General features: G+C 69.1%; 14 protein-coding genes, 1 tRNA gene and 1 pseudogene. 10 read left to right on the top strand and 6 right to left on the bottom strand.

What is annotated here, in order from left to right:
- The 4 genes and pseudogenes from E3O60_RS18460 to E3O60_RS18455 form a co-directional block, all read left to right on the top strand.
- Positions 1-457 (top strand): annotated as a pseudogene (locus E3O60_RS18460) (hypothetical protein); the annotation flags it as partial.
- A gap of 46 nt (positions 458-503) precedes the next feature.
- Positions 504-579, top strand: a tRNA-Ala gene (locus tag E3O60_RS06445).
- Positions 580-735: 156 nt separating this feature from the next.
- Positions 736-1,149 (top strand): ankyrin repeat domain-containing protein, encoded by a 414-nt coding sequence (locus tag E3O60_RS06440; RefSeq protein ID WP_134481302.1) that lies wholly within the window; start codon positions 736-738, stop codon positions 1,147-1,149.
- Positions 1,150-1,269: 120 nt separating this feature from the next.
- Entirely contained in the window at positions 1,270-2,049 is a 780-nt protein-coding gene (locus E3O60_RS18455; RefSeq protein WP_088456995.1) for a hypothetical protein, read from the top strand.
- On the opposite strand, the gene E3O60_RS06425 is transcribed toward E3O60_RS18455, so the two are convergent.
- Positions 2,046-3,050 (bottom strand): hypothetical protein, encoded by a 1,005-nt coding sequence (locus E3O60_RS06425; RefSeq protein ID WP_088456994.1) that lies wholly within the window; start codon positions 3,048-3,050, stop codon positions 2,046-2,048. The two genes, E3O60_RS18455 and E3O60_RS06425, sit on opposite strands and share 4 nt — an antisense overlap.
- Positions 3,035-3,238, bottom strand: coding sequence for a hypothetical protein (locus tag E3O60_RS06420; RefSeq protein ID WP_134497529.1), 204 nt, complete (start codon positions 3,236-3,238; stop codon positions 3,035-3,037). The genes E3O60_RS06425 and E3O60_RS06420 overlap by 16 nt, the downstream gene beginning before the upstream one ends.
- A 193-nt stretch (positions 3,239-3,431) precedes the next feature.
- On the opposite strand from E3O60_RS06420, the gene E3O60_RS06415 reads away from it, so the two are divergent.
- On the top strand, positions 3,432-4,568 hold the full coding sequence (locus tag E3O60_RS06415) for a hypothetical protein (RefSeq protein ID WP_088456992.1): 1,137 nt from the start codon (positions 3,432-3,434) through the stop codon (positions 4,566-4,568).
- A gap of 427 nt (positions 4,569-4,995) precedes the next feature.
- Complete coding sequence (locus E3O60_RS06410) at positions 4,996-5,241, top strand: hypothetical protein (protein ID WP_088456990.1); 246 nt, start codon at positions 4,996-4,998, stop codon at positions 5,239-5,241.
- Positions 5,242-5,298: 57 nt separating this feature from the next.
- Here E3O60_RS06410 and E3O60_RS06405 read toward each other — a convergent pair whose 3' ends face one another.
- The 3 genes from E3O60_RS06405 to E3O60_RS06395 form a co-directional block, all read right to left on the bottom strand.
- A complete protein-coding gene (locus E3O60_RS06405; RefSeq protein WP_166788863.1) occupies positions 5,299-6,834 on the bottom strand; it encodes a threonine/serine exporter ThrE family protein in 1,536 nt (511 codons plus the stop codon).
- 67 nt (positions 6,835-6,901) lie between these two features.
- Positions 6,902-8,044, bottom strand: a complete 1,143-nt coding sequence (locus E3O60_RS06400) for an acyl-CoA dehydrogenase family protein (protein ID WP_174845051.1) — start codon at positions 8,042-8,044, stop codon at positions 6,902-6,904.
- A 58-nt stretch (positions 8,045-8,102) separates the two neighbouring features.
- Entirely contained in the window at positions 8,103-9,047 is a 945-nt protein-coding gene (locus E3O60_RS06395; protein ID WP_166788960.1) for a DUF4349 domain-containing protein, read from the bottom strand.
- 163 nt (positions 9,048-9,210) lie between these two features.
- On the opposite strand from E3O60_RS06395, the gene E3O60_RS06390 reads away from it, so the two are divergent.
- From E3O60_RS06390 to E3O60_RS06380, 3 genes are read left to right on the top strand one after another with little or no spacing between them, the layout of a single operon-like run.
- The gene (locus E3O60_RS06390) at positions 9,211-9,423 is read left to right on the top strand and encodes a hypothetical protein (RefSeq protein WP_088456986.1); all 213 of its coding nucleotides are present in this window, start codon (positions 9,211-9,213) and stop codon (positions 9,421-9,423) included.
- Between the two features lie 23 nt (positions 9,424-9,446).
- The gene (locus E3O60_RS06385; protein WP_198415695.1) at positions 9,447-10,319 is read left to right on the top strand and encodes an alpha/beta fold hydrolase; all 873 of its coding nucleotides are present in this window, start codon (positions 9,447-9,449) and stop codon (positions 10,317-10,319) included.
- A gap of 46 nt (positions 10,320-10,365) precedes the next feature.
- Positions 10,366-11,352 carry an aldo/keto reductase gene (locus E3O60_RS06380; RefSeq protein ID WP_088456985.1) on the top strand — a complete coding sequence of 329 codons (987 nt, stop codon included), beginning with the start codon at positions 10,366-10,368 and terminating at the stop codon, positions 11,350-11,352.
- 72 nt (positions 11,353-11,424) lie between these two features.
- Here the strand turns inward: E3O60_RS06380 and E3O60_RS06375 are convergent, their stop codons facing one another.
- Positions 11,425-12,243 carry an aldo/keto reductase gene (locus E3O60_RS06375; protein WP_174776716.1) on the bottom strand — a complete coding sequence of 273 codons (819 nt, stop codon included), beginning with the start codon at positions 12,241-12,243 and terminating at the stop codon, positions 11,425-11,427.
- A 124-nt stretch (positions 12,244-12,367) separates the two neighbouring features.
- Here E3O60_RS06375 and E3O60_RS06370 point away from each other — a divergent pair, with 124 nt between their 5' ends.
- Positions 12,368-13,288 carry an SDR family oxidoreductase gene (locus E3O60_RS06370; RefSeq protein ID WP_088456983.1) on the top strand — a complete coding sequence of 307 codons (921 nt, stop codon included), beginning with the start codon at positions 12,368-12,370 and terminating at the stop codon, positions 13,286-13,288.
- The last annotated feature ends 20 nt before the right edge of the window (positions 13,289-13,308 follow it).

The raw sequence follows: 13,308 nt of genomic DNA, 5'->3' as shown, positions 1-13,308 counted from the left end.
CCCGCGCGCTGCAGCGGATGCCGACGCCGCTGCCGCCGGCCGTCGCGCGCCCGCCGGCGCCCGCGGCCAGCGTTTCGAGCCCGTGCATTTCGTCGACGAGGCCCCCGTCGTCCAGCCCAGCCCGTGGACCCCGCGGCCGCTGCCCAAGCCCCTGCACCTGTCGCCGGGCTCGATCGCCCAGGCCGCGATGGCGTCGGTGGATGCCGCCGCCCAACTGCGCCAGGCCGCCGCCGAAGCCGAACTGCAGCGTCGCGCGCTGGCCATGGCCGAGGCCATCGCCCCGTCCGAGGTCACCCCGATCACCCGCCCGGTGGTGGCCCGTGGCAGCGCCCCCGCCGCCAAGACCGCCCCGCAGGCGGCGCCGAGCCGGTTCGCCAAGATGGGCATCATCGGTGACACCGAACCCGGCATGACCGACCTTGACGCGGTGCTCCGCCGCCGCCGCGCCGTCGGCTGACGGTTCGAAGGCGCCGCACTCGCGTGATATTGTAAATACGCAGTCTGGGGCTATGGCGCAGTTGGTAGCGCGTCTCGTTCGCAATGAGAAGGTCAGGAGTTCGAATCTCCTTAGCTCCACCACTGAAACAGAAGGACCGCGGCCCCCGGGCTGCGGTCCTTCTGTGTTGGTGTCAGCATCCGCGGCAGTGTGCCGCGCCGTTAGAATTGGGCACTGCCGGGACCGGCCGAGCCGCAGGGGCCCGGCGGTTCCTGTGTCTGAGACGACCGGAGACGACCATGACAGCCCAGCAGGACCAGCCGGCGGCCCAGCCGCCCGCAGCCGTCGTTGAAGGCGTCTTCGAGCTGGCCCGGGACGGCCGCACCGGCCCGCTGGGCGAGATGCTCGACGCCGGCGTGCCCCTCGACCTGGTCAACGGTCGAGGCGACAGCCTGCTGATCGTGGCCGCGTACGGGCAACACGGTGAGACTGTGCGGGAGCTGCTGCGACGCGGCGCCGACACCGCCGTGGTGAACACAATGGGACAGACGGCACTGGCCTGCGCCGTGTTCCGGGGCAACGAGCCGATTCTGCTCGACCTGCTGCAGGCCGGCGCCGACCCGGATCTCGGCAGCCATTCGGGCATCCAGATCGCCGACCAGTTCGCACTGCCGCGGATGCGCGCGGTCATCGAAGCGCACACCGGCGCCTGACTCGGCCACCACGCTCCCGCAACTCAACGCGCCCCTCGCCCGGGGAGGCGCCGCCGCCGCTGTCGGTCGTCGTTGCTACCGTGACGGTCAACGACACGAGAGCGGAAGCCGGGCAACGGGATGAATGAGGAAGCGACACCGGCGGGAACCACCGTGCGGTTCCACTGCGGGCACGGCGCGGATGCGGCCGAGGCGCGCGTCACCCTGCAGCGGCAGTGCCCGCTGTGCATGCTGCTCGCGGAGACCCGGCGCTCCCGGGACCAGCTGCTGCACCGGGTGGCCCCGAACGGACGGGCCGCCCTGGCGCGGGAAACCCGCATCGGGGCAAGCTACGAGTGGATCTGCAGCCGCGGGCACTCCCGGTACCAGGCCAGCGTGCGGGAGACCCTGACCGGCCCTGGCTGCCCCAAGTGCGCCCGGAATGCGCGGGCCCCGGCAGCCCGGTACGAGGGCGGCGTGCCGTTCATGAAGCCCGGGCTGAAGACGCGCACGTCGCAGGCGGAACAGAAGCTGCGGATGCTGCTGGGTGAGCGCATCGCTCTGCCGCACCGGGTGAACGCGATTCGGATCAACCGCACCTTCTACGGCAAGCCGGAGGTGTGGCCGGACATCATCATCCCCGCCGTCAAGGTCGCGATCGAGTACGACTCACCCGGCCGCGACAAGACCGCGCACCGCGGCCTCAAAGTGGTCTCCGACCGGGAGAAGGACGCGGCTCTGGAGGAGGTGGGCTGGGCGGTGATCCGAGTGCGTGCCGACGGCCTGGAGTCGCTCGGCCCGCACAGCATCGTCACGGCGGGGGTGACAGCGGCACTCGTCGACGAGATCCTCGTGATGCTCGCCCTGATCCGTGGCGAGGGCGCGGTGGCTGCGCTGCAGAACCAGGGACCGGGAGGCTAGCCCGAGCCGGTCTGGGTCGACCAGTACGTGTTCAGTGCCTTCAGGAGACGGATGGTCTCCGGCGTCTCATCGGACCTCGTCTGCTCGAAACGATCCGACCCGGCAGCGGCTGTCACCGTGAAGAGCTCGGGCTGATCGAAGACCTCGATCGGGGTACTCGAGGTCTTCCAGAGGCCACCGGCAATGACCGCGTCCACGATCTGCCGCCCGGCTTCCTCGTCGTAGTTCACGGGTCCGAACCCCAGGATACCGCCGCTCCCAGCACTGACCGAGATTTTGTCGTCTTCGGCTCGCGTGGCGTTGGCGGCGAACATCGCTTCCGCTGTACTGATCTGAGCGTCCACCGTGCCGTCACCGTTGAGGTACACGGATGCCCAGTCGTGGCCGACCCGGATCTCCTCGATGAAACCGGGTCGGGGTTCGGCATCGATCGTTGCCACTATCGAGCGGAACAGCGCGGGGTCGGAGACGCCGACCAGGATGACGTTGTCCGCCACCGAGTAGGAGGCCACGCCGGCCGTGGCGTCGAATAGGGCGAACAGCGGATCCAACTGAGGGGTGTCGGCGGTGACGGAGTATGGCGAGCCGTCCTCGGTCTCGACGCTGAACTCGATCGCGGAGTACCGGGGATCGGAGGCCAGCTGCTGGATCCGGGCGACCATCGCGTCCATGCTCGTGTCGTCGGTGACCAGCACCTGCAGTTTCGTGCACAGTCCCAGTCGGATCGAGGTGATAAGGGGATCCGGCAGGAGCCTGTCGAATTCGGCGAGCAGCGCAGCCGAGTTGTCGCACTGCTCTGATCCCTCGTCGATCATGAAATAGGACGTGTCAGCGTCATCCCCGGCATCGGCGCGGAGGGTGAGCGGACGATCCGGGGTGCCCGCGTACTCCTCGAACAGCGTCGTGACGTCGGCCTTCGATCCGTACAGGGTGGCGAACGACCGATTGACGTAGGCGGTGGACACCCGGTCGTCGTCGAATGCGGTCAGGGCCAGGTCCACCAGGTGGGACGTCTGGCGGAATCGCGGATGGTCCCCTCGACCTCCGGATCACACATCGCGGAGCATCCGGTCAGGGAGATGTCCGAGGACTCGATGATCTGGCTTTTGCTGAGCCATCTCTCGGCAGCGTTGCCCTGGATGGAGCATCCGGTGAGGCCAACGGCTGCCAGCGCCACCAGGGCGACCATGGTTGTGAGTGTGGTGCGATTTCGAGTGCGGATGGAGCCCCCTTGTTCATGCGCGCGAGTCAACGGTATCGCCAGCGATCGCAGTCCGCTGACACCCTTATGGGAAGTCAACCGAGTGGTTAGAGTGGCCGGAGAAGAGGCTCACGGTCGAGCGGGGGCGGCACGTGGGCACCCGGATCAAAGGAGCCCATTCGTGCTGCACACCGACATACCCACCCGAGACGACGTCGACACCCTCGCAACGGTGCGCAAACATCCGTGCGTCTCGATCTACCTCAGCACCAGCCCGCTGCCCCAGGAGTCCGAAAAGGCCAGGATGGAGCTGAAAAACCGGCTGACGGAGGCCGTGCAACAGCTGCGCGATGCCGGCACCGACAAGGGACCCATCGAGGAACTGCAGGAAACCCTCGACGACCTCATCCAGGACTCGGATTTCTGGCGGTCACTGTCGTACAGCCTGGCGATCTTCGCCACCCCGGACAGCGTGCGGACCTTCCGGCTGCCAAACCGGCTCGGCGGGGCGCTGGAGGTCTCGGACCGGTTCTACGTCAAGCCGCTGCTGCGCGCGGTCACGTTCCCGCAGGCCGCTTTTGTGCTCGCCCTCGCGCAGAACTCCGTGCGGTTGCTGGAGATCAGCGCGGAAAGCCCGGTCTACGCGGTTTCGGTGCCCGGGCTGCCCAGCGACGTCGCCGACGCGGTCGGCTTGCCCTCGATCAACGGCCGCACTCAGGACAGCCACATCATGGGCGGCCGCATCCAGGGCGCCGAAGGGCAGAAGGTGCGGATGCGCCAATACGCGCGGGCGATCGACCGGGCGCTGCGGCCGGTGCTCAGCGGCGTGGACCTGCCATTGATCCTCGCCGCCGCCGAACCCCTGGCCGGCATCTACCGCTCGGTGAACAGCTACCCCAACCTCACCGAGGCGATCATCCCCGGCAACCCCGAAGAGACCCCGGACGAGGAGCTGGGGCGGGCGGCGCGCGGCATCCTGGACGACCTCTACGCGGCGGAGCTGGACGGACTCAAGGACCGCATGGCCCGCCGGGCCGCGCACGGCCGGGCCGTCACCGACCTCAGCGACGTGGCGCGAGCCGCTACCTACGGCGCGGTCGACACTCTGTTCGTGGACATCGACCAGAGCGTGCCGGGGCTGGTCGACGAGGAAACCGGGGCGGTCACCCTGAGCGCGGAGGACGACGCCATCACCTACGGTGTCGTCGACGAGATCCTGCGGCGGGCGCTGCTGTCGGGGGCGGAGATCTTCGCGGTGCGGGCTGATGACATGCCCGGCGGCGGTGCTGTCGCCGCGGGGGTGCGTTTCATGGTCTGACGCACACGAAACCGGTGCCGCCTGCAGGCAGGCGACACCGGTGAGGTTCGTGCGCCGGGCGCGTTGCGCCCGGCCGGAGACGAATTAGCGCTTGCGGGCTTTTTCGGTCTCAGCGGACTTGAGCTGCTTGTCGGCGCGCTTTTCCTTCAGGGACTTGCCGGCGACCTTCTTGGTCGCATCCTTCTTGGGTGATTTGTCAGCCATGTGTACTCCTTCGACCTGAACCTGGGCGGCACGGATGATCTGACCCTACGCGGGTTCGGCACAAAGGGCATCTTGAGACGAGGGCGTGCCTGAACGCCGCCCCCGACGCGGCCCGATTGGGGGCCCCTGCGGGGCCTGTGCCTTTGGAGGGTGTCGACGTAGGCTGTCTGCGATGAGGCTCCTCGTCGCTGGGACGAGAAGTCGTACGGAGAGCCGGGAGATCATGAGCGCACAGGAAACGTACAAAGCAGTGCTATTCGGTCCGAACGTGATCGGGTCCGGCACCGAGATTGAACTGCATTTCGCCAACGGGGAATACCAGGACGTGGTGGTGCTCGAAGCCGTCGAAAACGGCCAGACAATCACCCGCACCTACCGCAAGGGCCGGGAGACCGAGGAACCCATCCCGTACCGATTCGTCGACGAAGACGTGTCTGATGAGACCGCGGTGGGGGATGTGCCCAACTAGCCGGTCGGACCTGCACACCGGGAGCAGCGCGGGAAGCGCTGCCGCCGGTGTGCCGGGCTAGATGCGGGCGCCCGGCTTGGAGCTGCGGCTCAGCCGCACGGGCAGTGCCATCAGCGGACCCACGAAACGACGTTGCAGGCTGCGGCCGGGGCCCCACACGTACTGCACGATCAGCTGAGCCAGGATGGCGCTGGCCGCCAGGGCTACCGCGATCGCACCGGCGGTGAGCAGGTTGAGCAGCCCGTTGATATCGCCGTCGGCCATCTGCAGCAGCCCGCGGAACAACGCCAGGCCAGGCACCAGGGGAACCAGGGCGCAGACGACGATCACCAGGGGAGGGGTGCGCACGAGGCGTGCCCCGACGGCCGCCAGGAGCCCGGCACCCATCGCCGCCGCGCCGGAGGACCAGACCAGGCCGAACCCGGCATTGCTGGCGGCCAGGTAAACCGCCTCGGCCACGGCGCCGAGCAGGCAGACGACCCAGAACGCCCGCCACGGCACCTGGGTACCCAGGGCGAAGCCCGCCACGATGACCACCGCGGCGACCAACTGGATTGCCACGACACCCAGGGAGGCGGGCACATCCGCGCTGATCCCCAGGTCGAGGCCGAACCGGGCCAGGACCAGCGAGGAGCCGGCCACACCGGCGACCAGACCACCGGTGATGAGGAGGGCCTCGATGAGCCGCGCCGTGCCGGTGAGGTAGAACCCCGACAGGGTGTCGTGCACCGCGCCGAAGGTGGTCACGCCGGCCAGGAGCATGATGATGGTGGCGACCACGACGAGGGACGGACTGGCGCCGGGATCGATCAGGGGCACGATTGCGGCGAAGATCGGACCGATGGCCCCGCCGACGACGGTTTGGTAGAACAACGGCACCCGCCGTTTGTCGAGCGCGGTGGTGAGGAAGTCGATCACGAATCCGGCGACGAACGCGGCAATGATCACGACCGGGCTGCCACCGAAGAGCGCGGCGGCGCCGGCGCCGACGAGACTCCAGCCGATCCGACGGTACAGCAGCGTCACCTGCGGCTTCGACGAGACGATCGTGGCCAGGCGTTTGCGGGCCTCCGGAACATCCGTGGGCTCTTCGATCAGGTCGGCGATGAGCTCCGACGTGGCGGTGAGCTTGGCGTAGTTGAGGGTGCGGTACTTGACGTCCCGGCTGCGGGAGATGGATTCGTGGGTGGACTGGTCTTCGTGGGTGAGCGTGATGATCGTGTGGGTGATGTTCGCCTCGGTGCCGCGCAGCCCGTACGCGCGAGTCAGCGCGAGCATGGCCGCCGTGGCGTCTTCCGCTCCGGCGCCGGACGCGAAGATCACCTCGGCCAGCCGCATGGTGAGGTCAAGCACCGACCGGGTGTACGCGGCGATGTCGATGACCGGGACCGCGACGGTGGAGGTGCTCGGCGCATCCTCGTAGGCGCGCACGGCGGCGATGCCCGTGGCATCGGCGCGCAGGATCGGGATGCTGGTGGTGACCGGGCGCGGGGTGGTGGGGTGCGGCGCCCGGTAGGGCTGCTTGGGGATGGGTGCGGTCGTCGCGGCGACGGGCACCGGTTTGGTGTTCGTGGGGAGAGAGGAGGGGGGCACGGCAGTCAACTGGACAACTTCAACACTTCGAGGATCGGTGATGCGGGGAGGGAATGTGCGCGGCTGCTCAGTCATCGAGCGGGCCGAGCCAGGCGGTGGCGACGGTGGCGTGGGCGGAATCAGCGGTCGAGGGGTGGAACAGCCCGGCCAGCACGTCGCGGTACAGCCGGCCGAGTTCGTCGCCGGTGAAGTAGCTGGCGCCGCCGTTCACCCGCAGCATCAGGTCCACGACCTCCTTGGCGCTCTCCACACTGCGGTGCTTGAGGCCGGCGAGCCTGGCGAACCAGAACGGGCCGTGGTCGACGAGGGTGTCGACGTCGCGGGCCAGCGTCTGAATCTGGGGGTATACGGCATCCAGCAGCAGGGCCGCCTCGGCGATACGGCGACGGATGTCCGGATCCTGCGCGAGAGGTCGACCGTTGTTCTTGGCCGAGCGGCGCCGTTTCACTGCCGCAACCCCGAGTTCCAGCGCCCGCTGGGCGATGCCGGTGTACACGCTCGAGAGCAGAATCTCGAAGGTGGCGAAGATACCGAAAATCAGCGGGTCGTTGACCGGTCCGGGCGGGAGGGTGCGCACCACCCGGTCGGCAGGGGCGGAAGCCCCGTCCAGCAGGGTGGTCTGGCTCTGGCTGCCGCGCATGCCGAGGGTGTCCCAGTCGTCCTTCCGGGTGATGCCGGGGTCGGCGCGGTCGAGGAACGCCCACACGATCAGCGGCCGGGCCGGATCGGAGCTGTCCAGGCCCATGGTGCCCAGCTGGGTCCAGACCGGGGAGAGGGAGGTGAAGATTTTGGTGCCGGTGAACCTGTAGCCACCGCCTTGCTGCGGTGCGGCATCCGTCGACGAGCCGAACAGCACCAGGTCGTTGCCGGGTTCGCTGACCCCGAAGCCGAAGATCGCGCCCTGCGCGGCCTCGATGAGGACGAACTCGAGGGCGGTGTCGCCCCTGTCGTGCATGGCCTTGGCGACACCGGTCCAGACCAGGTGCATGTTCACCGCGAGGGCGGTGGCCGGGGCGTGCGCGGCCAGCCGGGACTGCTCGGCAGCCAGCTGCGGCAGGGTGAGGCCCAGGCCGCCGAAGCGGGTGGGCACCAGGGCACGCAGGTAGCCGGCGGCGGCGAGTTCGGCGACGTCGTCGAACGGGAAGGTGTTGGCGGCGTCGTGCGCTGCGGCACGGGAGCGGATGCGGCCGAGTAGGGCGACGTCGAGCACCGCGCCGGAGGCGGGGGAGGTCGGTGCGGGGCGGGAAGATTCGGTCACACCTGCAAGCCTACGTAGCCTTTTCCTTTCGCGTGGCCAGACGCACGATGAGAAAGACGATCCCGCCGGCCACCGCCAGGATGGCGAGCCAGGGCAGGGCGAATCCGACGCCGACGAGGAGGGCGCCGAGCGCCGTCACCAGGGTGTTCCAGCCGGCCACGACGCCGGTCCAGAAATTATCGGGGGCGCCGGGGGCGACGGTGCCGGTGGAGTACAGCTCGAGGCCGATGGTGGAGTACTCGATCTGGTCGGTGAGGTAGTCGCGCTGGGACTGCATGCCCTCCAGCTCGGCCTGGCGGGATGAGAGTTCGCTCTCGATGGCGATCAGGTCGGTGGTGGTCGTCGCCTGCGACATGAGGGCCAGCAGCCTGTCGACGGAGGTGCGCAGCGCCGTGATCCGGGCGTCCAGATCCTGGCTCTGTTGAGTGACGTCGGAGGAATTCAGGGACACGTAGTTCACGGTGCCGAGGGCCCGGAGCGCGTCGAGGGTGCGGTCGAGGTCGCCGACGGGGATGCGCAGCGACAGGTTTGCGCTGGCGGACTGGTTCTCCGTTTCGGGGGTTTCGGTGCGGCTGTCGACGCGGCCGCCGGCCTCTTCGACGATCATCGCGGCGTTCTCGGCCGACCGGATCGGGTCGGCCACGGTGAGTGACACCGATCCCGTCGTGATCACCGAGCGATCGGCGGTGGTGGCCTCGCCCGCGGCATCCTCCACGACATCCCCTGCGACGACCTCGCCCGGCGCGGGCAGTTGGCCGGGCACGGTGCCGGAATCCATCGACTCGGAGCGGTAGCCGGAGTCGCTGGCACTCTGCGAACCGAGGGAGGTGCAGCCGGCCAGGAGCAGCCCGATGATGGCCAGGCCGCCGGTCACGCCGACCCATGTTCTCAGGCGGCGGGGCCGCCGTGCCTGGACGCCCTGCGCCACACCCTGGGTCTCCGTGCTGTTGCTCATGGGCCAACTGTAGGGTCGGGCCGTATCCGCTATCTGGATGGTTTCTGGGAGTCGGATCACAATCGAGTCTCGACCTTGGGCCGCGTCGTACGCTCGAAGTGGCGCCGGTTTCTGCGGCGCCGTTGTACGAAAAGACTGTTCAGTTCTCGCTCTAGGAGGAACCATGGGATTCGCAGACGACGCCAAAGACGCCCTCGCGGCCACCGGCCAGAAGATCGGACGCGCGGCGGAAGACACCAAGGAGCGCGTCTCAGACAAGCTCGACGAAGCCAAGGCCGACGCCGAGGTGAAGAAGGCCGAGGCCGAGGTCAAGCACGCCGAGGCCGAGCGGGACTCCACCAAGGCCAAGAACGACTACAAGGAAGGCCTGCGCTAGCCGCGGCCGCCGGGGGCGGCGCCGTGGCCGCGGGCCGCGGACGCTGGGCGGCGCTGACGGATGCGTTCCGTCGGCGCCGCGCTCCGCACCTGTTCATCCAGACGGACACCGGCAGCGGACCCGTCGTGATCCTGGTGCACGGCATCGCGTCCACCGCGGTGACCTTCCGCAAAGTCGTGCCGATGCTGGCCCCCGGGCACCGGGTCATCGCCGTGGACATCCTCGGCCACGGCGCCTCGCCGGCGCCCCCGGACTGCGAGTACACCCTCGACGACCATGTCGCGGCGCTCGCCGCGACCATCCGGGCGCTGAACCTGCGGGAGCCCTTCGTGCTGGTCGGGCATTCGCTCGGCAGCTTGATCGCCACCCGGTACGCCGCCGAGCTCCGCTGGTACACCCGACCAGGCCTGCGGGTCTCCCGCCTGGTGCTCGTCGGGCCGCCGATTTATCTCTCGCCCGCCGACATCGGCGACCCGTGGGTGCGCGCCAGGGTCACCGCGTACCTCCGGGCCTACGAGTTCCTGCGGTCGAACAAGGACTTCACCCTCGCCAACGCGGCGGTGCTCGGCCGGCTGCTGCCCAAGGGCATCCTGGAACTCACCGAGGACACCTGGACCCCGTTCGTGAAGTCGCTGGAGCAATGCATCGAATCGCAGACCATGGTGAGCGACATCGCCGGCCTGCGCATCCCCGTCGACCTGATCTACGGAGCGCTGGACGCCTTCGTGGCGCCGGGCAGCCTGCGGGTGGTGGAGCGGATGCGGCACGTCACCACCCACCGCGTGGAGGCCAACGATCACATCGTGCGCCGCCGCATCGCGAAGGTGCTGGTGAGGGTGATCGACGGTTTCGGTGCACCCGCGGCGGAACCGGCAGCAACCAGAGTGACGCGCTGACCTGCGGCCTCCCGGCAACGCCGAAGCGCGTGGTTAGGCTTGACATATGGATACACGAACACTGGGCAGAACCGGCCGTACCGTCTCCGTCATCGGACTGGGCACCTGGCAGCTGGGTGCCGACTGGGGCGACGTCACCGAGGCCGACGCCACCGCCGTGCTCGCCGCCTCCGTTGAGGCCGGCGTCACCTTCTTCGACACCGCGGACGTCTATGGCGACGGGCGGAGCGAGCAGATCATCGGGCACTTCCTCGAGCACGGCGCCCCCGGCGTTGACATCACCGTGGCCACCAAGATGGGCCGTCGGGCCGAGCAGCTGCCGGAGAACTACGTGCTCGCGAACTTCCGCGAGTGGACCGAGCGGTCCCGCCGAAACCTCGGCACCGAGACCCTCGACCTGGTGCAGCTGCACTGCCCGCCGAGCGCGGTCGTCGAATCCGGCGAGGTTTACGACGCACTGGACACCCTCGTCGACGAGGGCGTGATCGCCAACTACGGCGTGAGCGTGGAAACCTGCGAGCAGGCGCTCGCAGCCATCGCCCGGCCCGGCATCGCCACCGTGCAGATCATCCTCAACGCGTTCAGGCTCAAGCCTCTCGACGAGGTTGTGCCGGCCGCCCGCGCCGCCGGGGTGGGCATCATCGCCCGGGTGCCGCTGGCCAGCGGGCTGCTCACCGGCAAGTACACCCGGGAGACCACCTTCGCCGAGAACGACCACCGCAATTACAACCGCGACGGCAGCGCATTCGACGTGGGCGAGACCTTCTCCGGCGTCGACTACGAGACCGGCCTGATCGCCGCGACCGAGTTCGCCGCGCTGGTGCCGGAGGGCCTCACGCCCGCTCAGGCCGCGCTGGCCTGGGTGGCGCAGATCGACGGGGTGTCCTCGGTGATCCCCGGTGCCCGGTCGGTGTCGCAGGCGCAGGGCAACGCGGCCGCCGGCGCGGTGCCGCAGCTGCCCGACGAGTTCATGGTCGGCGTGCAGTCGATCTACGACCGCCTCCTGCGCGAGTCCATCCACGAGCGCTGGTAGGTCCCGTCCGCGAACTATGAGCTAAGCACCTTCCCACGCGCTGGGAGGGTGCTTTTCTCAAAGTTCGCGGGCTTAGCCGAGGTCGTCGGGGTCTTTTCCGGTGCGTTCGCCCGCGTCCAGGGCCGCGATGGCGGCGTGGTCGGCGGCATCCAGGGTGAAATCGAAGACGTCGAGGTTCTCGCGGATGCGCGACGGGGTCACCGATTTGGGGATCACCACGTCGCCGAGGTCGAGGTGCCAGCGCAGCACCACCTGCGCGGCGGACTTGCCGTGCCGGGCACCGATGGCGTCGAGGGTGTTGTTGCCGATCGCGCGACCGCGGGCCAACGGCGACCAGTCCTCGGTGAGGATGCCGTGCGCGGCGTTGTACGCGCGTACCTCGGTCTGCTGCAGCCACGGATGCAGCTCCACCTGATTGACGGCCGGCACGATGTCGGTCTCGGCCAACAACCGGTCCAGGTGGTGGGTGTGGAAGTTCGACACCCCGATCGAGCGGGCGCGACCGTCGGCCTTGATCGTCTCCAGGGCGCGGTAGGCGTCGACGTAGCGGTCCTGCCGCGGCGCCGGCCAGTGGATCAGGTACAGGTCGACGTAGTCCAGGCCGAGCTTGGCCAGGCTCTCATCGAACGCGCGTAGCGTCTCGTCGTAGCCGTGCCGGTCGTTCCAGACCTTGGTGGTGACGAAGACCTCGGCGCGGGGGAGGGCGGCGCGGGCCAGTCCCTCGCCGACGCCGCGTTCGTTCTCGTACAACGCCGCGGTGTCGACGTGCCGGTATCCCGCTTCCAATGCGATCTGCACGGTGCCCGCCGCCAAGGCATCCGGGATCTTGTAGACCCCGAGCCCGAGTTGGGGGATGGTGTGGCCGTCGTTCATCAGAAGCGTGTGGTCCATGCCTTTCATTAAACCCCGTGGCCCGCCCGGCCCGCCCCTCGCGAATTGTGAGCTGAGCCTCGAAAGTCTCGGAAACGTGGTGCTGACTCACGGCTCGCGGGCTGGCGGGGCCTAGTCTCGGGGGATGGAACCCGCACTGCACGGTAGGACGGCGCTCGTGACCGGGGTGTCGCGGCGCAAGGGCATCGGGTACGCGGTGGCGGTGCGGCTGGCCGAGCTGGGCGCCAGCGTCTTCGTGCAACACTTCGCTCCGCACGACGACGCGCAGCCCTGGGGCGGTGACGACCTCGACGCGGTGCGGGCCGGTATCCGTTCGGCGCTGACCGAGGGCGCCGTGTTCGGTGACGTGAGCGCCGACCTGGCCGAGCCGGATGCCGCGACGCTGGTCATGGGCGCGGCCGTCGGCCTCACCGGGCGGGTCGACATCCTCGTGGCCAACCACGCCCGCAGCGGCGGCGACGGCTCCATCTTCGATATGACCGCCACGATGCTCGATGGGCACTGGCAGGTCAACGCTCGCTCCACGTTGCTGCTCACCCGTGCCTTCGCCGAGCAGTTCGGCCTCACGGCCCGCCCGGATGCTGCCGGGTCGGATGCGGCCGGCCCGGTCGGTGCGGCTCAGACGCCGCGGCGTCCCGGCGAACGCGGCGATCCGGCCGCCGCCGCCATCGACGAGTTCGCCACGGGGCGGGTGATCTGGCTGACCTCAGGTCAGATCCACGGGCCGATGCCGGGCGAGGTCGCGTACGCGGCCAGCAAGGCGGTTCTGGCCGGGCTCACTCCCACCGTGGCCAGCGAGCTGCTGGTCCGCGGCATCCTGCTCAACACCGTCAATCCCGGTCCGGTGAACACCGGCTATCTCGATCCGGAGACCACCGACCGGCCGCTGGACGGCATGCTCGAGTACCTGCGCACCCTCCCGTTCGGCCGTTTCGGCGAGCCCACCGATCCCGCCCGCCTGATCGCGTGGTTGTGCACCACGGAGGCCCGCTGGCTGGTCGGCCAGGTTCTCACCAGCGACGGCGGTTTCAGCCTCGCGAACTGAGAGAAAAGCCCCAGGAACTC

This window comes from Cryobacterium sp. TMB1-7 (assembly GCF_004402435.1).
GTDB classification, from domain to species: domain Bacteria; phylum Actinomycetota; class Actinomycetes; order Actinomycetales; family Microbacteriaceae; genus Cryobacterium; species Cryobacterium zongtaii.
This window is presented reverse-complemented; position numbering and strand designations above follow the sequence as displayed.

What these genes read in the sequence shown, in the direction of transcription:
- E3O60_RS06440 (WP_134481302.1), top strand. Translation starts at nt 736, where the DNA reads ATGACAGCCCAGCAGGACCAGCCGGCGGCCCAGCCGCCCGCAGCCGTC.
- E3O60_RS18455 (WP_088456995.1), top strand. Translation starts at nt 1,270, where the DNA reads ATGAATGAGGAAGCGACACCGGCGGGAACCACCGTGCGGTTCCACTGC.
- E3O60_RS06420 (WP_134497529.1), bottom strand. Translation starts at nt 3,238, where the DNA reads ATGGTCGCCCTGGTGGCGCTGGCAGCCGTTGGCCTCACCGGATGCTCC.
- E3O60_RS06410 (WP_088456990.1), top strand. Translation starts at nt 4,996, where the DNA reads ATGAGCGCACAGGAAACGTACAAAGCAGTGCTATTCGGTCCGAACGTG.
- E3O60_RS06395 (WP_166788960.1), bottom strand. Translation starts at nt 9,047, where the DNA reads ATGAGCAACAGCACGGAGACCCAGGGTGTGGCGCAGGGCGTCCAGGCA.
- E3O60_RS06390 (WP_088456986.1), top strand. Translation starts at nt 9,211, where the DNA reads ATGGGATTCGCAGACGACGCCAAAGACGCCCTCGCGGCCACCGGCCAG.
- E3O60_RS06380 (WP_088456985.1), top strand. Translation starts at nt 10,366, where the DNA reads ATGGATACACGAACACTGGGCAGAACCGGCCGTACCGTCTCCGTCATC.
- E3O60_RS06375 (WP_174776716.1), bottom strand. Translation starts at nt 12,243, where the DNA reads ATGGACCACACGCTTCTGATGAACGACGGCCACACCATCCCCCAACTC.
- E3O60_RS06370 (WP_088456983.1), top strand. Translation starts at nt 12,368, where the DNA reads ATGGAACCCGCACTGCACGGTAGGACGGCGCTCGTGACCGGGGTGTCG.